At 69.5% G+C, this 20,313-nt stretch carries 15 protein-coding genes and 1 tRNA gene; 11 read left to right on the top strand and 5 right to left on the bottom strand.

The window, feature by feature from the left end; translation table 11 throughout:
• Positions 1–21 precede the first annotated feature (21 nt).
• From U2P90_RS04030 to U2P90_RS04045, 4 genes are all read left to right on the top strand, one after another.
• On the top strand, positions 22–1,548 hold the full coding sequence (locus U2P90_RS04030) for a serine hydrolase domain-containing protein (protein WP_322473899.1): 1,527 nt from the start codon (positions 22–24) through the stop codon (positions 1,546–1,548).
• Positions 1,549–1,669: 121 nt separating this feature from the next.
• Positions 1,670–3,343 (top strand): N-acyl-D-amino-acid deacylase family protein, encoded by a 1,674-nt coding sequence (locus U2P90_RS04035; RefSeq protein WP_322473900.1) that lies wholly within the window; start codon positions 1,670–1,672, stop codon positions 3,341–3,343.
• 9 nt (positions 3,344–3,352) lie between these two features.
• The gene (locus U2P90_RS04040) at positions 3,353–4,186 is read left to right on the top strand and encodes a MurR/RpiR family transcriptional regulator (RefSeq protein ID WP_322473901.1); all 834 of its coding nucleotides are present in this window, start codon (positions 3,353–3,355) and stop codon (positions 4,184–4,186) included.
• A 265-nt stretch (positions 4,187–4,451) separates the two neighbouring features.
• Positions 4,452–5,183: an SDR family oxidoreductase gene (locus U2P90_RS04045; RefSeq protein WP_322473902.1), complete on the top strand. Its 732-nt coding sequence runs from the start codon at positions 4,452–4,454 to the stop codon at positions 5,181–5,183.
• 292 nt (positions 5,184–5,475) lie between these two features.
• Here U2P90_RS04045 and U2P90_RS04050 read toward each other — a convergent pair.
• Positions 5,476–5,551: transfer RNA gene (locus tag U2P90_RS04050), tRNA-Ala, on the bottom strand.
• A 106-nt stretch (positions 5,552–5,657) separates the two neighbouring features.
• Here U2P90_RS04050 and guaB point away from each other — a divergent pair.
• The 3 genes from guaB to trhA all read left to right on the top strand — a co-directional run bounded on the left by guaB (position 5,658) and on the right by trhA (position 8,946).
• Complete coding sequence (gene guaB / locus U2P90_RS04055) at positions 5,658–7,166, top strand: IMP dehydrogenase (protein ID WP_322473903.1); 1,509 nt, start codon at positions 5,658–5,660, stop codon at positions 7,164–7,166.
• A 51-nt stretch (positions 7,167–7,217) separates the two neighbouring features.
• Positions 7,218–8,192, top strand: coding sequence for a WD40 repeat domain-containing protein (locus U2P90_RS04060; protein WP_322473904.1), 975 nt, complete (start codon positions 7,218–7,220; stop codon positions 8,190–8,192).
• A gap of 109 nt (positions 8,193–8,301) precedes the next feature.
• A complete protein-coding gene (gene trhA / locus U2P90_RS04065) occupies positions 8,302–8,946 on the top strand; it encodes a PAQR family membrane homeostasis protein TrhA (protein WP_322473905.1) in 645 nt (214 codons plus the stop codon).
• 52 nt (positions 8,947–8,998) lie between these two features.
• Here the strand turns inward: trhA and U2P90_RS04070 are convergent, their stop codons facing one another.
• The 3 genes from U2P90_RS04070 to U2P90_RS04080 are packed head-to-tail and all read right to left on the bottom strand — an operon-like array spanning position 8,999 to position 12,047.
• A complete protein-coding gene (locus U2P90_RS04070; protein ID WP_322473906.1) occupies positions 8,999–9,610 on the bottom strand; it encodes a site-2 protease family protein in 612 nt (203 codons plus the stop codon).
• Positions 9,611–9,622: 12 nt separating this feature from the next.
• Positions 9,623–10,744 (bottom strand): CCA tRNA nucleotidyltransferase, encoded by a 1,122-nt coding sequence (locus U2P90_RS04075; protein WP_322473907.1) that lies wholly within the window; start codon positions 10,742–10,744, stop codon positions 9,623–9,625.
• Between the two features lie 28 nt (positions 10,745–10,772).
• Entirely contained in the window at positions 10,773–12,047 is a 1,275-nt protein-coding gene (locus U2P90_RS04080; protein ID WP_322473908.1) for a S1C family serine protease, read from the bottom strand.
• A 112-nt stretch (positions 12,048–12,159) separates the two neighbouring features.
• Here U2P90_RS04080 and U2P90_RS04085 point away from each other — a divergent pair, with 112 nt between their 5' ends.
• The gene (locus U2P90_RS04085) at positions 12,160–13,188 is read left to right on the top strand and encodes a nucleotidyltransferase domain-containing protein (protein WP_322473909.1); all 1,029 of its coding nucleotides are present in this window, start codon (positions 12,160–12,162) and stop codon (positions 13,186–13,188) included.
• A gap of 185 nt (positions 13,189–13,373) precedes the next feature.
• Here the strand turns inward: U2P90_RS04085 and hslO are convergent, their stop codons facing one another.
• On the bottom strand, positions 13,374–14,285 hold the full coding sequence (gene hslO / locus U2P90_RS04090) for an Hsp33 family molecular chaperone HslO (protein WP_322473910.1): 912 nt from the start codon (positions 14,283–14,285) through the stop codon (positions 13,374–13,376).
• Positions 14,286–14,551: 266 nt separating this feature from the next.
• On the opposite strand from hslO, the gene U2P90_RS04095 reads away from it, so the two are divergent.
• The 3 genes from U2P90_RS04095 (at position 14,552) to U2P90_RS04105 (ending at position 20,269) form a co-directional block, all read left to right on the top strand.
• On the top strand, positions 14,552–16,294 hold the full coding sequence (locus tag U2P90_RS04095) for an ABC transporter substrate-binding protein (protein ID WP_322473911.1): 1,743 nt from the start codon (positions 14,552–14,554) through the stop codon (positions 16,292–16,294).
• Between the two features lie 247 nt (positions 16,295–16,541).
• Positions 16,542–17,219: a response regulator transcription factor gene (locus U2P90_RS04100; protein WP_322473912.1), complete on the top strand. Its 678-nt coding sequence runs from the start codon at positions 16,542–16,544 to the stop codon at positions 17,217–17,219.
• 170 nt (positions 17,220–17,389) lie between these two features.
• Positions 17,390–20,269, top strand: coding sequence for a GAF domain-containing protein (locus U2P90_RS04105; protein WP_322473913.1), 2,880 nt, complete (start codon positions 17,390–17,392; stop codon positions 20,267–20,269).
• Positions 20,270–20,313: the final 44 nt, after the last annotated feature.

Below are 20,313 nucleotides of genomic sequence, written 5' to 3' on the forward strand. Positions count from 1 at the left end.
CTTTCCCCAGGGAGCCCGACCATGACTGCACCCACCACGACCGCCTCCAGCGCCCAGCTCGCCGCCGCCTTCGAGGCCGAGGCCAGACGCCTGCACCGTGAGTTCCGGACACCCGGTGTGAGCCTGGCCCTGCTGCTGCCGGGCGGCGACTACTTCGTGAACCTGGGCGTGGCCAGCCTGGAGACGCAGCAGCCCGTCACCGAGGACACCCTCTTCCAGATCGGCAGCACGACCAAGACCCTGACCTCGCTGGTGTGCTCGACCCTGGTGGCCGAGGGCAAACTCGACCTGGACGCCACCGTGCGCACGTACCTGCCCGACTTCAGGCTTCAGGACGAGCACGCCGCCGGGCACGCCACGGTGCGCGACCTGCTGACCCACCAGGGCGGCTGGCTGGGCGACCTCTTCGAGGACACCGGCGACGGTGACGACGCGCTGGCACGCGGGCTCGACAAGCTGGCCGACTCCCCGCAGATGGTGCCGCTGCGGGGCCACTGGAGCTACAACAACGCGGGCTTCTTCGTGGCCGGGCGGATCATCGAGGTGCTCACCGGCCAGACCTGGGAACAGGCCGTCACCGAGCGCGTCTTCACGCCGCTGGGCATGGATCACAGCTTCTTCTTCGCCAACCAGATCATGACGCACCGCTTCGCCGTCGGCTACAACAAGGTCGGCGAGGAGTTCCAGACGCAGCGCCCGTGGATGATGATGCGCTCGGCGGCCCCGGCCGGCAGCACGTGCTCCTCGACCGCCATCGACATGGCGAAATACGCGCACTACATCATGGACGGCACCATGAACCCGCTGCCGGTTCCGGCGGCGAAGGCCGGTCAGGAGTCGGGCCAGGCCGACGGAACCGACACGCCCGCCGAACCCCTGCTCGGGGCCGTGGATCGTCACAGCCTGTGGGCCACCCGCATTCCCATCGGGAACGCCTTCAACGGCTTTCCCGGCGAGAGCGGGCAGATGGGCCAGAGCTGGTTCGTGGACGACTACGGCCACACGACGATCCTGAGCCACGGCGGCACGACGATCGGCCACCAGTCGGACTTCTGGGTGTCGCCGGACCGGCGCGTGGGCTTCATCTCGATGACCAACGGCAGCAACGGCCACGCCCTGAACCGCCAGCTCAGCGAGTGGGTCAAGCGCGAGGTGCTGGGCCTCTCGGCCCCCGAACTCGGGTCGCACGAGCACGACGAGGCCGGTCTGGCGGACTTCGTGGGCGTGTACGACGTGGTCGGCCAGACGTACACGCTGGGCGTCAGTGCCCAGGCCGGCTCGCTGGTCGTCCAGATGCCCGATCCGGCCTCGGGCGGCACCATCGACCTGCGCCTGAACTTCATCGAGCCGGAGCGGGCCGTCATCGCAGATGGCAACTATGCCGGCCTGGGCGTGGAGTTCCTGCGGAACGCGGAGGGGCTGGTGGACTTCATGCGCTTCGGAGGCCGCATCTACCCGCGCCAGGCGCAGGCCGCCGTGGAGGACGCGCCTGTCGAGTCCCAGCCGGACGAGACCCAGCCCACCCCCGAGGTCGTGTCGCAGGTATGACACGGGACTCGGATGAGTCGCAACCGACCCCCAGCGAGGCGATACGCCCCATGTCGGACTGGAGCGGTGGAACGCCATCCCGATCTGACCACGGGACGGCCCGGACTCGCGGGCGGCCGGCATGAACCGGGTGTGGATCACCGGGGGCACCGTGATCGACGGCAGCGGGGCTCCCGGCCGCCCGGCCGACGTGCTGATCGAGGATGACCGGATCGCCCGGATCGCGGTTGCCGGCGGCCCCGTGCCCGACGGGGCGGAGGTCGTGGACGCCGCCGGTATGGTCGTGGCCCCCGGATTCATCGACGTGATGAGCCACTCGGTCTCGACCCTGCTGCATGACGGCCTGAGCGTGGGCAAGGTCACGCAGGGCGTGAGCACCGAGATCATGGGCGAGGGCTGGACGCCCGCCCCGGCCGTGCCCGGACAGCCCCACGGCTTTCCCGTCCACGGCCTGCCCGGCGGCGACGAGGCGTGGGTCGGGCGCTCCAGGGGCTGGACGCGCTTCGGGGACTGGCTGGCGGCCCAGGAGGCGGTCGGGGCCGCCGTGAACTTCGGTTCCTTCATCGGCGGGGCCACGGTGCGCGAGTCCGCCCGTGGCTACGCCGAGGGCGAGAGCACGCCGGCACAGCTGGCCGAGATGCGCCGCGTGGTGCGCGAGGCGATGGAGGACGGGGCCTACGGCCTGGCCACCGCGCTGATCTATCCGCCCGGCAGCTACGCCGGCACCGATGAGCTGGTGGCCCTGTGCGAGGAGGTCGCGGCGTTCGGCGGCATCTACATCACGCATATGCGTTCAGAGGGCGAGGCGATTCTGGAGGGGCTGGAGGAGGCGCTGGAGATCACCGCCCGCTCCGGGGCGCGGCTGCACGTGTACCACCTCAAGGCGGCCGGACGCCCCGCGTGGCCGAAGATGCCGCAGGTGATCGACCGCGTGAACGCCGAGCGGGCCGCAGGCCGTGACATCCACGCCGACCTGTACCTGTACACCGCCGGGGGCACCGGCCTGTCGTCGGTCACGCCGCCGTGGGCCAGCGAGGGCAACCGGCTGGTCGAGAGATTACGCGACCCCGCCGAACGGGCCCGCATCCGGGCGGCCATCCTCGACCCGGACGGCACCTGGGAACCCCTGGGCAACCTGGCGGGGCCAGAGGGAATCATGCCCGTGGGCCTGAAGCACCCGGATCACCGCGCGTACCGGGGGCTCTCGCTGGCGCAGATCGCGGCGCAGCGCGGCCAGGACTGGATCGACGCCGCCCTCGACCTGCTGGAGGCCGAGGAGCAGCGGGTGGGCAGCCTGTACCACCTGATGTCCGAGGACAACATCGAACTCCAGCTGCGCCAGCCCTGGGTGATGCTGGGCTCGGACGCGGCCGGCTCCGACCCGACGCTGCTCACGGAGGACGAGCTGGGCGGCCATCCCCGCTCGTACGGCAACTTCACCCGCCTGCTGGCCGTGTACGTCCGCGAGCGCGGTGTCCTGAGCCTGGAGGAGGCCGTCCACCGCATGACCGGCCTGCCCGCCGCGCACTTCCGCCTGGAGGGGCGTGGTCTGCTGAAGGCCGATCACTTCGCCGACGTGGTGATCTTCGATCCTGTGAACGTGCGCGATCACGCGACCTACGCCCACGCCGAACAGCTCTCGGGGGGCGTGCGCGACCTGTGGGTCAACGGCGTGCGGGTGCTCGCAGGCGGGACGCACACGCGGGCACGGCCGGGCCGCCGCCTGTACGGGCCGGGCGCGGCCGGGCGGCCCGGCCCCTCTGCCCCGGCGACGGACGCCGCCCAGGTGGGCTAGGGTGACGCCATGACGTCCGCCCCGCCCGCCACCGCTGCCGAACTGCTGCGTGCCGGTCTGGAGAGCTTCGGGCCGCGTGACCGGCAGATTGCCCGCCATTTCATCGACCACTTCGAGGAGCTGCCCTTCCTGAGTGCCGGGGAGATCGCCGAGGCGCTGGGCGTGAGCGGCGCGGCGATCACCCGGTTCAGCCAGCGCGTGGGCTTCGAGGGCTACCCGCACCTGCAACGCTCGGTGCGCCAGGAACTGCGGGCCACCCTGGGCCTGGGGCGGCCGGGCCGGCAGGACGCGGTGGTCGCCCGCTACTGGGTCAGCGAGCGGGCCAACCTCGACGGGCTGCAGGCCATCCCGGAAGACCAGCTGCTGGCCATGGCGCAGGCCATCGCCTCGGCGCGGCAGGTGTGGCTGCTGGGGGCACGGTCGTCGCACGGGCTGGCGCTGACCGCCGAATACATGCTGTCCTCGTTCCGGCCGCGCGTCCAGGCCTACAGCGCCGACCTGCTGTGTGGCCGCCCCGAGCACCTGCTGGAGATGACCGCCGACGACGCCGTCCTGGTGTACACCCTGCGCCGCTACAGCCGCGCGACCACGCAGGTCACGACCGCCCTGCGCGAGCGCGGCGTGCGGGTGCTGCTGCTCACGGATCAGGGGGCCTCGCCGCTGGGCCGCCTCGCCCACCACAGCATCCGCCTGCCCACCCAGGGCTCCGAGGTCATCGCCTCGCTCGCCCCCTTCCTGAGCGTCACCTCGCTGATCGCCTCGCTGGTCGCCCGCGAGATGGGCGGCGGGCAGCTGGAGGCCGCCGAACGCCTGAAAGCGGAGTTCGGGGTGTACGAGTACTGAGGTATGGAGGTCGGATACGGAACCAGGTTGATGGCCGAGCATGACAGGCTGTTCCGTCGAAAACCCCTCAATCAACTGAGGCCCGGATCACGCCACACGCCGGGACAGCCGGATCTTCCAGCTCCGGCACTGGAGCGCGCTGGCAACCGCCCGAGGAACATGTCACCGGGTAGATGGCGCACACTGTGGATCCGGTGTCGTGCTGACGGAGCGGTATGCTTTCTGCTGCCACCAGCCCGCAGCACAACACACGTCAGGAGGAAGCATGCCAGGGAAACTGAGCGGAACAGTCGCGATCGTCACCGGAGCCAGCGCCGGAATTGGTGCCGCCGTGGCGCGCAGTCTTGCGGCCGAAGGGGCCAGCCTGGTGCTGACCGCCCGGCGTCAGGAGCGGCTCGAGGCGCTGGCCTCCGAACTTCAGGGCGGCGGCACGCAGGTGTGGGTGGTTCCCGGTGACGCCCGCGAGGAGGAGACGGCCCAGCGCGCCGTCGAGACGGCCACCCGGTCGGGCGGTCGACTGGACATCCTCGTCAACAACGCCGGCACCGGGAACTACAAGAACCTCGTCGACACGAGCGCGGCGGAGTACGACGACATGATGGACACGAACATGCGCTCCACCTTCGTGTTCACCCGCCATGCCGTCCCGGTGATGCAGGCACAGGGCTCGGGCACGCTGCTGATGATCTCCTCGATGGCCGGCCTGTACGGATTCGCGGGGGAAGCGGTGTACTGCGCCACCAAGTTCGCGCAGGTCGGATTTGCTCAGGCACTCGACCGGGAGCTGCGGCCGCAGGGCATCAAGGTAGGGGTGATCTGCCCGGGTGGCGTGAAGACCGAGTTCGCGCTCGGACGCGGACGCACCGAGGAGAGCGTGGCCGCCTCGGGGATGCTCGAGCCGGAGGACGTCGCGGGGGCAGTGTTGCTGGCCTGCACCCAGTCGGCGAACTCACGGATCATCGAGATTCAGATGCGGACGATGGCCGAGGCGCTGTAGCCGGAGCCTGCGCCCCGCCCCGGTTCAGATCGCCCTGATCCCGGCTCCACGCCGCCCCCCGGTCATCGCGAGGATGACCGGGGGGAAGCAGGGTCGTCCGGAGCGTGGCCTACGCAAACACCCGCCGAGCGTGGAAAGGAGACGAACGGCTCGGTGCGGGCATCATGGAGCGCAACGCCCAGGGTGGGATTGACGTCCCGAACCAGCCCGGTCGAGGGCCAGGCGGCTCTGAATCCATGCCGGGACAACTGCACCCAAAAGGTCAAACCCGCCACTGAAGGCGGGTTTTCTGTGGTGGAGCCAAGCGGGATCGAACCGCTGACCTCGTCATTGCGAACGACGCGCTCTCCCAGCTGAGCTATGGCCCCACGAGCGAGAGGGAATCTACCACGCGGCCCGGTGTCCTGCAAGGGTACGGGGCACGTCCGGACACGGTCACCTTGCGCCCAAGGATGAAGGTTTACACTCGCGTGCATGAGCGCGCCCGCCACGCCGGCCCCGACCGCGACCCCGGACTCCGGGGATCGTTACGCGTACAAGTTCGGACAGGAGGGCATCACCTTCGACGACGTGCTGCTCCAGCCCCGGCACTCGCAGGTCTTGCCCCATCAGGTCAACATCGAGGCCCAGCTGACCCGCCGCGTGCGCCTGAACATTCCCTTCGTGTCGGCGGCCATGGACACCGTCACCGAGACCGGGATGGCCGTCGCCATGGCCCGCGAGGGCGGGATCGGGGTCATTCACAAGAACATGAGCGTTGAGGCTCAGGCCGAGATGGTGCGCAAGGTCAAGCGCAGTGAGAGCGGCATGATCGTCGATCCGATCACCCTCCCGCCACACGCCAGCGTGGCCGAGGCCGACCGCCTGATGGGCGAGTACCGGATCAGCGGCGTGCCGATCACCGACCCCACCGGGAAACTCCTGGGCATCATCACCAACCGCGACATGCGGTTCATCGACGACATGAACGTGCCCATCGAGGACGTCATGACCCGCGACGACCTGATCACCGTGCCGGTCGGCACCACGCTCGACGAGGCTCAGGAGATCTTCAAGATGCACCGCATCGAGAAGCTGCTCGTCACCGATGACCAGAACATGCTGCGCGGCCTGATCACCATCAAGGATCTGAGCAAGCGCATCAAGTACCCGAACGCCGCCAAGGACAGCATGGGCCGCCTGCGGGTGGCCGCCGCCATCGGCGTCAGCGCCGATCTGATGGATCGGGCGGGCGCGCTGGTGCAGTCCGGGGTGGATGTGCTGGTGCTCGACAGCGCCCACGGGCACTCGCAGGGCATCCTCCAGGCGCTGGCCCGCGTCAAGGAGCACTTCGACGTGGATGTGATCGCCGGGAACGTCGCCACCCGTGCCGGTGCCCGCGACCTGATCCTGGCCGGTGCAGACGCCGTGAAGGTCGGTATCGGCCCCGGCAGCATCTGCACCACGCGCGTCGTTACGGGCGTGGGCGTGCCGCAGATCACCGCGATCTTTGAGGCGAGCAGCGCCGCGATGGAGGCCGGGATTCCCGTCATCGCGGACGGCGGGATCAAGCAGACGGGCGACGTGCCCAAGGCCATCGCGGCCGGCGCGGGCGTCGTCATGATGGGCAGCATGCTCGCCGGCACCGACGAGGCCCCCGGCGAGACCATCCTGCGCGACGGCCGCCGCTACAAGAGCTACCGGGGCATGGGCTCGCTGGGCGCCATGGATCAGGGCAGCGCCGACCGCTACTTCCAGTCGGGCAGCCGCAAGTTCGTCCCCGAGGGCATCGAGGGCATCGTGGCCTACAAGGGCACGGCCGGCGAGGTCATCTACCAGTTCGTGGGCGGCCTGAAGAGCTCAATGGGCTACTGCGGTGCGCCCGATCTCCAGACCCTGCGCGACACGGCTCAGTTCGTACGGATCACCGGGGCCAGCCTGATCGAGAGCCACCCCCACGGCGTGACGATCACCAAGGAAGCCCCCAATTATGGGGGGCGCTGAATCTGGCATCTGCGGCATGGAGGACACGGGGCGGCACGTAGTCTGGCGGCGATGAAGCTGATATTTTCTGCCCGCACGTCCACTGTGTGTGTTCTGGCTGTGACGACGGCTCTCACTCTGGCCTCCTCATTTGCGCTGGCCGCACAGGTCAAGCTCCTGGGTAAGCTACAGAGCATTCCTGTAAGCCACACAGATGGCGTTCGCAGCGATCCGGTCAATGGTGTCTCGTACTTCACGAGCGGCTCGACTCTCTTCGCTTATGAACTGGCAACGTGGAAGCCGAAATGGCAGGTCAAGCTGTCCGATGCGGCATATGGCGCGTTCGACAGCAGCCGGGACGGGAAGCTCATCGCCATTCGGGACGGAAATAGTCTGGCGCTGCTCAGTCCAAAGGATGGGGCGCGCATCCGTTCGCTCAGGGTGGCGACGTCCTATGAGGGCGTGAGGTTCTCACCGGACGGAGGAACGCTCACTGTATTCGGAGACGGTGGAGTGAATGTTGTTGATCTGAACACGGGGGCGATCCGGGAAATCGGGGATTGTACACAGGCTGATGCGAATTCTCTGGAATACAGCCGTGACGGCAAGCGCGTCATTGCTGCCTCATGCATGGGCGGAGTTCAGGTCATTGACGTGGTGTCCGGCAAAGTCGTGAAGAAATTCGAGACTGAGAAATACGTCACAAGCATTGCGAAAAGTGGGGATTCAGGCTCGTTTCTCGTGACGGGTACAGAGAATGCGTTCTATCTGCTGCCCGGCTCGCTGGATTCTGTAGACGCCTTCAGTACGGATGCTGCTGCCGACACGCTGTCGTCTGCGCTCAACGGAGACGGGAGTTTGGCTGTGTTCAGCGACTACGGCTATCTCTACCTTGTCGATTTCAAGAAGGGAAGCCTTAAGGGACTCCAGTACATGACTGAGGTTTCGGGGCAGACCTCCGAACTGTCCTTCTCGCGCGACGGTCAGACGATTCTCGTGGGCCACCACGATGGTATTTCCCGCTTCAAGATCAGCGATTTTCGGTAAACCGGTCATCGTGGTCAGACGACATCTCGCGCTGGAGTGCACTACGCGCTCCGTCTGAATCCCCACCGCGCTGACGGCTCGCCACCCGTGCGCGGAGTACCCTGCCCCCATGCCGCCCCGCTTCCCCACTCCCCGCGAACCCGTGAACGCCCTGACGCACTGGGCGGGCGTGGTGGCGGCGCTGCTGATCCTGGGGCCGCTGCTGTGGTGGGCACACGCGCGCGGGCTGGCCCTGTGGCCCTTTGTCGTGTTCGTGGTCAGCATGACGCTGCTGTACGCCGCCAGCGCCAGCTACCACTCGTTCTTTCCCAGCGAGCGCGGTCTGCTGTGGCTGCGCAAGCTCGACCACGCGGGCATCTTCCTGCTGATCGCCGGGAGCTACACGCCGGTCGCGTACTTCGGTCTCCAGGGGGCGTGGCGGGACGGGGTGTTGTGGGTAATCTGGGGCATCGCGCTGACGGGCATCGTCCTGAAGCTGGTCACCATGCGGCTGCCGCGCTGGATCAGCACGCTGCTGTACGTGGGCATGGGCTGGCTGGCCCTGGCCTTCATCCCGCAGCTGGCCCGGAACCTGCCATCCAGCGCGATTGTCTGGCTGGCGGTGGGCGGCGTCCTGTACTCGCTGGGCGCCGTCGTGTACGGCACGAAGCGCTGGGATCCGCGCCCGGGTGTGTTCGGCTTTCACGAGATCTGGCACCTCTTCGTGCTGGGCGGCACCGGCGCCCACGTCGCCATGATGTTCAACCTGCGCTGACAGCGAAGGGGGCAGGAACGGATGTCCGCCCCTGCCCCCCGTGCTGACCTGCCTACACCCCGATCAGTCGCTCGACCCAGTTCTGCACGTTGTTGATGATCACGCCGATCGGGTCGCGGGCCAGATAGATGAAGGCCATGACGATCAGGAAGGAGAAGGGCTGGGCCTCGAACTGCGCTAAGCTGCGGCCCAGCGACGGCACCAGCGCTCCCAGGATGCGGCTGCCGTCCAGCAGCGGGATGGGAATCAGGTTGAACACGGCCAGCACCACGTTGATCCCCAGCACGATCCCCAGGATCTGCACGGCCAGGAAGTTCCCGGCAAAGACCTTCATGAGCACGGCCGTCAGCACGGCGATGAGCAGGTTGCTGATCGGCCCGGCGGCCGCCACCCACAGCGTGCCCCAGCGGCCCAGGTTGTTCGGATTGATCGGCACCGGCTTGGCGAAACCGAAGCCCGCGAGCAGCAGCAGCAGCGTGCCGAAGGGATCGAGGTGCTTGATGGGATTCAGCGTCACGCGGCCATAGCGGCGGGGCGTGGGGTCGCCCAGCCGGTCGGCCACGTAGGCGTGCGCGAATTCGTGGAAGGCGAGCGACAGCACGAGTGCCGCCGCGATGATCACGAACGCCAGCGGGTTCGAGGTCAGGAGGTTGATGAGGCCCATATGACCGGCATTCTACGGGCCGCGCCGTGGGCGTTTGCCTGCCAGATATGAGCGCAGTTCAGCCCGTTCGTCGCCTTCGCTGTGGAGCTGTCCCGCCCGCCGCAGTCCCGCCAGATGCGCCAGCGCCTCGCCCACCGCCCGGCCCGGCGGCACGCCCAGCGCCAGCACGTCCTTCCCGGTCAGCGGCACGTGGGCGTCGGGGCGCAGCAGGGCACGGAGCTGCCGTTCGGGTGTGCCGTCCGGGTAGAAGGTGTCCGAGCATGCGCGGGCCAGCAGCGCGGCGGGCCGGTCTCCGAGTTCCAGGCGGGCGGCCAGCGCGTCCGGCTCGGCCGAGGCGTGCAGCAGGGCGGCGGCGTAGGTCTGTGGCGTGACCGTCTGTCCCTGCCCACGCAGGTCGTCCAGCGCGTCCAGAAGCGGCGTGTCCGGCAGCAGCGATCCTGCGCCCCACGCCCGCATGGTGTGCAGCGCGGCCCCCGGACGTGGCTCGGCCAGCAGGAGCTTCAGTTCAGCCCACAGGCGCGGCGTCCGATCGGCTAGCTCCAGTGCGTCCGGCACCTGGGCCAGCAGCTCGGGATGGGCCTCCAAGGCCAGCCGGGTGGCGAGCCGTGCCCCGCGCACCAGCCGGCTGGCGTCGTCGGAGAAGGAGTGCCGGTGCAGGGGCCGCAGCGTGCGGGCGTGCAGGTCGTCCAGGCCGCCCGCCACGTCCAGCACAGCCACCGGCCCAGCAGGGGAGACGGTCAGGGCCAGCGCGTTCACGCCGAAGTCGCGGCGGCGCAGGTCGTCCTCCAGGGTGCCGGGGGTGGGCACCGGGTTCTGTCCGGCCACCGGGTAGGTCTCGCGCCGTGCCCGCACCAGATCGGCGGTGCGGCCGTCCGGGAGGGTCACGGTCGCGTTCTGGAAGGTGGGATGAAAGGTCAGCGGCAGGCCGGCGGCACGGGCCAGGGCCTCAATGTCCACGCCCTCGACCACCACATCCAGATCGAGGGGCGTGCTCCCCAGCAGCGCGTCGCGCACGGCTCCGCCCACCAGGGCCACGCGGGCGTCCGGGCCGGCGAGGCGGGCCAGCGACTCCAGCCACGCCCGGTCGTCCGGGCGCAGCCGCGACCAGATCCGGGTGGTCAGGTCAACGCTCATGGGCTCAGTATGCCCAGCGGACGGACCGTTACTGGAACGAGCTGGCGTCCAGGGTGATCGTCACGTCGCGCGTCTGCCCGGCCCGCCAGACCTTCAGGGTCACGGTGTCGCCCTGTTTGCGGTCGATCAGGGCGGCCTGGAGATCCTCCACGCCGTCCACGGGGTTCCCGTTCGCGGCGGTGATCACGTCGCCGCCCAGTGCAATCTGCCCGCCCCGGAACTCCTGCGTGTCGGTGCCACCTTTCAGCCCCGCCTTCGCGGCGGGTGAGCCGGGCGTGACCTCCCCGACGACCAGCCCGCTTTCGGGGAGGTTCAGCTGTTCCTTGCCCTGCGGACTCAGGGCGCTCAGGCCGACCGGGATGTTCTGTCCCTGCCCCTGCACCTGGAGGCCCGCGACCACGCCGATGCGGGGCGCGGTGATGATTCCGCCCTTCGCCGCCTGGAGGCGGGGCAGCAGGTTCTTCGCCGCGTTCACCGGAATGGCGAAGCCCACGCCGGCGCTCTGGCCGGTGCCGCCCGCCTGCACGCCGGGGCTGATGATCTGCGTGTTGATCCCGATCACGCGCCCGCCACTGTCGAGCAGCGGCCCGCCCGAGTTGCCGGGATTGATCGCGGCGTCGGTCTGGATCGCCTTCTGGGTGATGCCCTGCCCGCCCGCTCCGCCGAAACCGATGGGGATCTGCCGCGCGGTGCTGCTCACGATCCCCTCGGTGACGCTGAAATCCAGGCCGAAGGGCGCACCCATGGCGATCGCCTTCTGCCCGACCTTCAGCGTGTCACTGTCGCCCAGCGGGATGGGCCGGATGAACTTCGCGTCCAGACCCTCGGGGCGGATCAGCGCCAGGTCGTACTGCGGCGCGAGGCCGATGACGCGGGCGGGTACGCTGCGATCCTGCCCCATGACCCGGATGCTGATCTTCTGCGCGGCACCCGAGCTGGACTCGCCCGCCACGACGTGGTAATTCGTCAGGATGTCGCCGGCGTCGTTCACGAAGAAGCCGCTGCCCACGCCCTGCTGCACCTGTGTGTCGGGCTGGCCGAACATCATGCCGAAGGGGTTCTGGCTGACCACCTCGGACTCGGTGCTGATGAACACCAGCCCCGGCTCGAAGCGGCTGACCACGTCGATGGTGTTCTGCTCGTTCTGGAGTTTCGCGCCCGCCTCAGCCGCCACGGGGTTCTGGGCCGGTGCGGCGGCTGGAGCCGTCTGCGAGGTGCCCAGCGGCACCTGATCACGCAGCAGCGTGGCTCCCAGCCCCAGACCCACGAGAACGAGGATGACCGCGCCGACTCTGCCATTCATGAGTGCATTATCCCCACCGGCGGCCCGTCGTGACTTGAGCATTGGTTGCGCGTTGCCATGCCTGCGCCACATGGCCGATGCAGGGCGCGGGCCGCCGTGCTGAGCTGTGCCCATGCCCGATCTCGATATGGCAGCGGCCGACCTGCGGCGTGCCCTGGGGGACTTCCTTGAGCGTGACCGCCAGGACGGGGTCTTTCACGTGCAGGTGGGCGGCCCCGGCAGCGTGCCTGCCCTGGCCGACCTGGACGCACCGGAACTGCACCTGGATCTGCTGCCGGAGGTGCCCACGGACGCGCAGCGGGCGGCGCTGGGTGCCCTGGGCTACGTGCCGGAATCGGGGCAGACGTGGCGGCATCCGGCGGGCCACCGGCTGGTCGTCTGCGACCACAGCGCGGGCTGGCGGGCCGCCCAGTCTGCGCTGCGCCGGCTGCTGACGGACGATCCACGCGCTTCGGCAGCGTACCGGCAGATCTATGTGCGTCATGGCCGGTTGGCGGCCGACGGTGCGCTCCTCCCGGCTGCGCTGAAGCATGACGCCCGCCGGATCGGCTTCTCACCCCTTCAGTTCGCCGCCCACGCCCTGGCCGGGCTGGACGCTCCGTGGACGGTCGCGGGCGGCTACGCGCTCGATCTGCACGCCGGGCACGTGACCCGCGTTCACGACGACCTCGACATCGAGATTCCCCGTGAGGCGCAGGGGCAGCTCCCAGACGTGCTGCGCGGCTGGCGTCTCGACGCCTCGGTCAAGGGCGCCTATCAGCCGTTCCGCCCGCCCCTGGAGCCGCCCTCGCACCAGATCCACGCCCGGCACCCGGACCTGCCCGCTGTGCTGATGGTGGATCTGATGCTGACCGACCTGAGCGGCGGCCTGTGGCACTACCGCCGCGATCCGGCCATCACCCGCCCGCTGGCCGAGGCGCGGCGCGTGGGGCCGCACGGCCTGCCGTACCTCGCCCCGGAGATCGTGCTGCTGTTCAAGGCCGGATCCGCCGGCCGGGAGCCACGCGGCAAGGATCAGTCGGATTTCGAGCGGGTTCTGCCCATGCTGGACACGGCGGCCCGGGCGTGGCTGCGTGGGGCGCTGGAGCGCACGCGGCCGGGGCATGGGTGGGTGGAGGCGCTGGATGAGGGATGGGGATGAGTAGGGGAGAGTTCGGCGGGGCGGCGTCCTAACCTCTCCGCCCGTTTGGGGCACCTCTACTCCGCAGCTCTACGATTTTCCTCAAGGGGAGGCAAGGATGTTGCTCGTTGGGTTCCCTTGAGGGGAGCTGGCGGCGCAGCCGACTGAGGGGTTATTCCGCAGCCCCATCCCGTCATCCCTGTCCCCTACGCCCGGGCGTGCGTCTCCGTCGCGTCCAGCGCCGCGATCTCGTCGGGGCTGATGTGATACTTCTCGCCGCACCAGTGACACACGATCTCCTGGCCGCCGTCGTCGATCATCTCCTGGCGTTCGGCGGCGCTGAAGAACTTCAGGGAGTCGCTGGCCTTCTCGCGTGAGCAGCGGCACTGGAAGCGCACGTCCTGCGCGTCTGCCGCCAGGGTCAGATCCAGGCCGTCGGCGGCGCGCTCCATGACCGACAGCAGACCGCCCTGGCGCAGCGCGGTCGTGATCTGCCCGATCGCCCGGATGTTCGCCTCCAGGCGGGACAGGGTCTCGTCGGTCGCGCCCGGCATGGCCTGGACGAGCAGGCCGCCCGCAGAGGTGACGCGTTCGCCCTCCTCGTACACGCCGAGCAGCACGGCGTTGGGGATCTGTTCGGAGACACCCAGGTACGCGCTGACGTCCTCGGCGATCTCGCCGCTGACCAGCCGGATGCTCCCGGTGTACGGCTCGCCGTTGTCGAGCAGCCGCGTGACCGCGAGTTCGCCATCCGTCCCGACGATGCCGCTCACGTCCAGCTTGCCGTCGGACTCGCGCAGGGGCAGGTCGGCATGCGGCTGGCGCACGTAGCCGCGCACCCGCCCGTCGGCGCTGCCCTCGGCGACGATCCAGCCGACGGGGCCATCGCCCTCGACACGCACCGTCACGCGGCTGTCGTGGCGCTTGCCCAGCACCACGCTCAGCAGCGCCGAGGCGGTCAGGGTGCGGCCCAGCGCGGCGGTTGCCGTCTTGCTCAGGTCGTGGCGGAGGCGGGCGTCCTCGACGATGCGCGTCGAGTCCATGCCGATGAATCTCAGGGTGCTCCCGGCCGCCGTGCCGCGCAGCAGGTAGGAGGTGGGGGGGGCGGTCTCGGACATGAGCACGACCTTACCCGGTTCCCTGGTCGGGGGCTGTGGGTGGCCTCTCACTTCGGGTGTTCGGTGTGCTGGCCGACAGTCCTGGACACGTGGCGTGTGGCTGATCCGAATCTGGCGGCGTGCCGGGCAGACTTCAGCGGACTGCCAGCGCCCTCTCATCTGCGCTCACTACGCTACAGGGCACCCCGGAGATTGAACCGGGTTCAAGAATTCTCGATTTTCCCTCTCCCAGACGCGTCATTCTTGCGTCAGATATAGGAGTCCTCATGCGTCCGTCCACCCAGATCCGCACGGCCCTCGGCCTGACCACCCTCATGCTCACGCTCGCGGCGTGCGGCGGCGGTACGAATGCCGGCACGGCCAGCACCCTGGTCGTCCAGGAGAGTGCCGACATCCCGACCCTGGATCCCGGCACCTCGTACGACACCGGCAGCGGTCAGATCGTCGAGAACCTCTACGAGACGCTGCTGACCTACAAGGGCAACTCCATCCGTGACCTGGAGCCGCTGCTCGCCACCGAGTGGCAGGAGAACCAGGGCGGGCGCGAGTACCGCTTCACGCTGCGCGACGGCGTCAAGTTCCACAGCGGCAATGCCTTCACCTGCGCCGACGCCGAATACACCTTCCGCCGCAACCTCGTGACCAACACGGCCGACAGCGGCAACTGGTTCCTGTCGGAGAGCCTGCTGGGCACCGCCAGCAACGCCAACGACGACCAGAGCATCACGTGGCAGCGCATCACGGACGCCGTGAAGTGCGACGGCGAGACGCTGGTGTTCACACTGCCCAAGGCCGACCCCGCGTTCCTGGCCAAGCTGGCCTACACCGGCCAGGGCATCGTGGACAGCAAGCACGCCACCCAGATCGGCGAGTGGGACGGCACCGAGGCCACGTGGAAGGCCGCCGTCGGGAAGGATCTGACCGGCAGCCCGCTGTCGCAGCAGCCCAGCGGCACCGGCGCGTACAAGCTCGTCGAGAAGACCAGCGCCGCCGTCACCGCCACCGCCTTTGCCGAGTACTGGGGCGACAAGCCCTCCATCACCAACGTCCTGATCCAGAAGGTGCCCGAACAGGCCGCCCGCCTCCAGGCCTTCGAGAAGGGCGACGCCGACCTGATCGAGACCGGCGGCCGACCCGTGATCGAGGCCCAGCTGCGCGGCAAGGACGGGATTGCCATCCTGGACGGCCTGCCCGATACCAGTGCCTTCGGCATCAGCATGAACCAGGCGATCAAGGGCAATGCCATCGGCAGCGGCAAGCTGGACGGGCAGGGCATCCCCGCGAACTTCTTCAGCGACGCGGACGTCCGGCGCGGCTTCGTCGCCGCCTTCGACGTGCCCGACTACATCAAGCAGGTGCAGGGTGGCCAGGGTGACGCCCGCAACGTCCTCCTGCCCGACAGCTTCCCCGGCTACGACACCGAGCTGAGCGGCGCGAAGTTCGATCTGGACGCCGCCCGAGCTGCCTTCCAGCAGGCCTGGGACGGTCAGGTGTGGCAGCAGGGCTTCACCGTGAACGTGTCGTACCGCGCCGGCAGCGTGTCCGCGCAGACCGGCATGGAGATGCTCAAGAAGAACATCGAGTCCCTGAACCCGAAGTTCCGCGTGAACATCGTCTCCAAGGAATGGAGCGAGATCATCAAGGGCAGCAACCAGGGCACCGAGGCCATGGTCATGACCGGCTGGGCACCCGACTACGCCGACGCCGACAACTTCATCACGACCTTCTACGCCAGCACCGGGTACTACAATCCCCGCATCAACGTGACCGACTCGCAGATCGACACGTGGATCACCGAGGCCCGCAGCACCACCGACACCGCCCGGCGCAACGAGCTGTACAAGCAGGTGGCCGAGCGGGCGCTCGATCAGGCGTACTACATCCTGCTGCCCAGCAACCCCGGCATCATCGCGTACCGCGATACCGTCAAGGGCATCAGCAAGGACACCTTCAACCCCATGGTCGCCTTCCGTACCGGCACCCTGTGGAAGGATCTGAGCAAGAGCTGAGCACCGTTTCTGACCTGCACCCCCACCCGCGCCAGGCGGTGTGGGGGTGTGTGCTGTCTGGGACTGTGCGGTGAGGCGGCGTACGACCCTTCAGTCGGCTTCGCCGCCAGCTCCCCTGGGGGAGCCGATGATGTGCTCGTTGCCTCCCCTTGGGGGCGAAGGGGTTAGCCGTTCGCCCGCCGCCCCACCGTCACTCCCATCCCCACCCGCACCGTAACTCCCACTCGCCCCGCCGTATCCTGTGCCCATGCTCGACACGGAATCGGAGACGTCCCGCGCCATCACCCTGCTGCTCGTGGACGACCACCCTGTCGTGCGCAAGGGCACCCGCGAACTGCTGGAGGGCGAGAGCGACCTGCATGTGGTCGGCGAGGCCGGCAGCGGCGAGGAGGCCATCACCAGGGCCCGCGCCCTGACACCCGACGTGATCCTGATGGACGTGTCCATGCCCGGTATGAACGGCATCGAGGCCACCCGCGCCATCAAGAAGGAGCAGCCCGGTGTGGGCGTGCTCGTGCTCACCAGCTACGACGACGACGCCTACGTCTTCGCCCTGCTGGAGGCGGGCGCGGCCGGCTACCTGCTCAAGAACGCCAGCGAGGACGACCTGCTGGGGGCCGTGCGGGCGGTGGCGGCGGGTGAAAGTGCCCTGCACCCCAGCGTGGCCCGTAAGGTACTGGAACGCTTTAGCGCCAACACCACCCCCACCCCGCCCGAGGACGACCTGAGCCCCCGCGAACTGGAGGTGCTGCGCGTGGCCGCCACCGGCCGCACCAACAAGGAGATCGCCCGCGACCTCGACATCAGCCCCCGCACCGTGCAGGTGCATCTGGCGAACATCTTTTCCAAACTCGGCGTCGGCAGCCGGACGGAAGCCGTGCTGTACGGGATTAAGCGAGGCTGGATCGACCCGAAGATGGTGTGAGCTCTACTCCCTCTCCCACCAGGGGAGAGGGTCGGGGTGAGGGGGCGTGTGACCATTCGGAATGGCATCAAGATTCGTTGCCAGCTGAGTGAGCAGTGTCACGGAACACGTGCGTCCCTCTCTTCTGCTCCCCAGCTCTTCAAGTCGCCCGCACGCGAGAAAAGCCAAAGATGACAACTCTGCCCCCCCTGCCCATCCCCCTCACCAACGCCTCGACCGTTCCCCAGTTCGGCGCGGCGCTGGCGGGGTTCGCGTGCGAGGTGGCCGGGGCCCACGGCGTGCAGGTGTGGGTGGTGCAGGACGCGCATCTGGAGGTGGTCGCCGAGGAGGGCCGGGGCCTGGGGCTCAGTGACGGCACGCTGGCTGGGCGGGCCCTGTCAGAGGGGGTGCTGCTGGAAGACGGCATGCTGACCGCCCTGCCCTTCGGCTGCGGCGTGATCGAGTTCGTGGGGGCGCGGCCTGACGGGATGGCGGCGCTGCTGACGGTGTCGCCGCTGCTGACCCTGGCGCTGGAGGGGGTGCAGGCCCGCGAGGCACGGCGCGGGCACGGGCGGATCGCGGAGACGGTCGAGGGGCTGGTGCGGCGGCTGGGCGGGAGCCTGGAACTGCCGCAGGTGCTGACCGTGACCGCGCAGAGTGCGGCGCTGGCGCTGGGCTTCTCGCGGGCCTTCGTGGGCCTGTTCGACGAGGTCGTGGAGGGCGTGGCCCGCACCGGCGAGGTCTATACCTACGGCTTCGACGAGTCGTTCACCGGCGGCATCGGCGTGGGGCCGCTGACCTTCGAGCGGCTGATGAACCGGGGCGAGGCGATCCGCTACGAGCGCGTGAGGGACGCGGGAACGCCCTTTGCCGCCAGTCTGGCGGAACTCGGGCCGGAGGCGGCGGTGCTGGCCCCGCTGAGTGCGCGGGGGCGACCGCTGGGCCTGCTGTATGTGGATTCCCGCTCGCCGGGCGCGGGCGCGACCGAGGACGATGGCCGGCTGGTGCTGGCGCTGGCCGAGCAGGCCTCGCTGGCCATCGACAACGCGCGGCTGTACGCCCTGGAGACCCGCAAACGCGAGGCCGCCGAGGCGCTGCGCGAGGCGGGGGCGGCGCTGGCGGGGAGCCTGCACCTCTCGGACACGTTGCCGCGCGTGCTGGAGCGCGCCATGACGCTGTTCCGCGCCGACGCGGCGGCGGTCTACGAGCAGCAGCCCGACGGCCGGACGCTCAACATCCGCTCGGCGGTGGGGCTGCCCAGCGAGTACGTGCTGCGCGTGCGGGCCAAGGTGGGATCGGGCGTGACCGGCCGCGCCGCCGAGCGGGGCGAGGTGGTGGCGGCCCGCGACCTGAACACCGAGCACTACGGGGGCGGCAGCCGCTACACCCGGCAGCTGCTGGCACAGGGCAAGTACCCCTACAAGGGCGTGGTGGGCCTGCCCCTGGTCACGCGGGCGGGCGTGTTCGGCGTGCTGACCCTGTACTGGGAAGGCGTGCTGCCGCTCGACGACGACGACCAGGCGCTGCTGGGCGTGTTCGCCGCGCAGGCCTCGCTGGCCATCGAGAACGCCCGCCTGTACGAGGAAGAGCTGCGCCGCGAGCGCGAATCGGCGGTGCTGCTGAACGTGGGCCGTCTGCTGGGCGAGGATCAGGGCGACGAGACCCTGGCCGAGGCGGCGCGGCTGGCGACCCTGGCCATGAACGGGGGGCGCGGCCTGATCGCCCTGACCGATGAATACGGCGTGGTGGTGCGCTGCGCGACGTACAACCTCCACCCGCCCCGCCCCGAGGAGCTGGCATCGTTGCTGTCGCAGCTGGGGCGGGGGCCGCGCCCGCTGACGCGCCGGGCATGTCTGCCGGTGGCGGGCAGCGGCCTGATCGTGCCGCTGCACGGCGGCGAGGGTGACGGCCGTGGGGTGCTGGGCTTCCTGTACGCCGACGATCCCGGCACCGATCCGCCCAGCGACCGGGTGCTGGCGCTGGCCCGCTCGGTGGCCGACCAGATGGCCCTGACCCTGACCCGCGAGCGCCTGCTGGCCGCTCTGGAGCGCGAGGAAGCCCGCTACCGCCAGCTGGCCGAGGGTGCACACGACCTGATCCTGAGCGCCGACGTGCGTGGGCGGATCACCTACGCGAACCCGGCAGCAGTGCGGCTGCTCCAGCCGCTGACGGGGCCGCTGGTGGGGTCGCCGGTGCTGGCGCTGCCCACCCCGGCGACCCAGGACGTGCTGCGCGTGGCGTGGATGGCGGCGGCGACCAGTCTGGCGGGGGGACGCGCCGAGATCCAGGTCGGCCCATACCGCCTGGAAGTGCGCCTGAGTGCCGTGGGGGCCGGCGAGGGCGTCCTGCTGGTCGCCCGCGACCTGTCGGAACTCCAGACCTTGGCCGAGGAGATCACGCGGCGTGGGCAGGCCCTGGAGGCCGCGACCAGTCGCCAGACCGAGCTGCGCACCTACCTGACGCTGTTCACCCAGGCGCAGGAGGAGGAACGCCGGCGCATCAGCCGGGAGCTGCACGACGACACCGCGCAGGTGCTGACGGCCACGACCCGCCGCGTGGCGAGGCTGGCCCGTGATCTGGGTGGTGAGCAGCGTGACCGCGCCGACGACATCCTGGGTGACCTGAACGCCGCCATCGAGAGCGTGCGGCGCTTTGCCCGCAACCTGCGCCCCAGCGTGCTCGACGACCTGGGGCTGCTGCCCGCGCTGGAGTGGCTGGCCTCGCAGGCCCAGACCGAGACCCGCCTGGAGATCAGCGGACAGGAGCGCCGCCTGAGTCCGACAGCGGAGCTCACGGTGTTCCGGCTGTCGCAGGAGGCGCTGAACAACGTCGACAAGCATGCGCAGGCGCACACCGCCGCGATCCGCGTGGCCTTCCGGGAGGATCACGTGCGCGTGGCGGTCAGCGACGACGGCCGGGGATTCACGGCCGAGCAGGCCGAGGCGCAGGCCCAGGCGGGTCACCTGGGCCTGCTCGGCCTGCGCGAGCGCGTGGAACTGGCGGGTGGGGAGCTGGAGGTCGCCAGCACGCCGGGACAGGGCAGCACCCTGACCTTCGTCCTGCCCGGCTGAACAACGTCTGGACGGCCGGTGGACAGTCCCATGCAGGAGGGCGG

The sequence above is a fragment of the Deinococcus sp. AB2017081 genome, from assembly GCF_034440735.1.
Lineage (GTDB): Bacteria > Deinococcota > Deinococci > Deinococcales > Deinococcaceae > Deinococcus > Deinococcus rufus.

Excerpts from the sequence above, each read along its gene's own strand:
- U2P90_RS04030 (WP_322473899.1), top strand. The coding sequence starts at position 22 with ATGACTGCACCCACCACGACCGCCTCCAGCGCCCAGCTCGCCGCCGCC.
- U2P90_RS04035 (WP_322473900.1), top strand. The coding sequence starts at position 1,670 with ATGAACCGGGTGTGGATCACCGGGGGCACCGTGATCGACGGCAGCGGG.
- U2P90_RS04040 (WP_322473901.1), top strand. The coding sequence starts at position 3,353 with ATGACGTCCGCCCCGCCCGCCACCGCTGCCGAACTGCTGCGTGCCGGT.
- U2P90_RS04045 (WP_322473902.1), top strand. The coding sequence starts at position 4,452 with ATGCCAGGGAAACTGAGCGGAACAGTCGCGATCGTCACCGGAGCCAGC.
- guaB (WP_322473903.1), top strand. The coding sequence starts at position 5,658 with ATGAGCGCGCCCGCCACGCCGGCCCCGACCGCGACCCCGGACTCCGGG.
- U2P90_RS04060 (WP_322473904.1), top strand. The coding sequence starts at position 7,218 with ATGAAGCTGATATTTTCTGCCCGCACGTCCACTGTGTGTGTTCTGGCT.
- trhA (WP_322473905.1), top strand. The coding sequence starts at position 8,302 with ATGCCGCCCCGCTTCCCCACTCCCCGCGAACCCGTGAACGCCCTGACG.
- U2P90_RS04070 (WP_322473906.1), bottom strand. The coding sequence starts at position 9,610 with ATGGGCCTCATCAACCTCCTGACCTCGAACCCGCTGGCGTTCGTGATC.
- U2P90_RS04075 (WP_322473907.1), bottom strand. The coding sequence starts at position 10,744 with ATGAGCGTTGACCTGACCACCCGGATCTGGTCGCGGCTGCGCCCGGAC.
- U2P90_RS04080 (WP_322473908.1), bottom strand. The coding sequence starts at position 12,047 with ATGAATGGCAGAGTCGGCGCGGTCATCCTCGTTCTCGTGGGTCTGGGG.
- U2P90_RS04085 (WP_322473909.1), top strand. The coding sequence starts at position 12,160 with ATGCCCGATCTCGATATGGCAGCGGCCGACCTGCGGCGTGCCCTGGGG.
- hslO (WP_322473910.1), bottom strand. The coding sequence starts at position 14,285 with ATGTCCGAGACCGCCCCCCCCACCTCCTACCTGCTGCGCGGCACGGCG.
- U2P90_RS04095 (WP_322473911.1), top strand. The coding sequence starts at position 14,552 with ATGCGTCCGTCCACCCAGATCCGCACGGCCCTCGGCCTGACCACCCTC.
- U2P90_RS04100 (WP_322473912.1), top strand. The coding sequence starts at position 16,542 with ATGCTCGACACGGAATCGGAGACGTCCCGCGCCATCACCCTGCTGCTC.
- U2P90_RS04105 (WP_322473913.1), top strand. The coding sequence starts at position 17,390 with ATGACAACTCTGCCCCCCCTGCCCATCCCCCTCACCAACGCCTCGACC.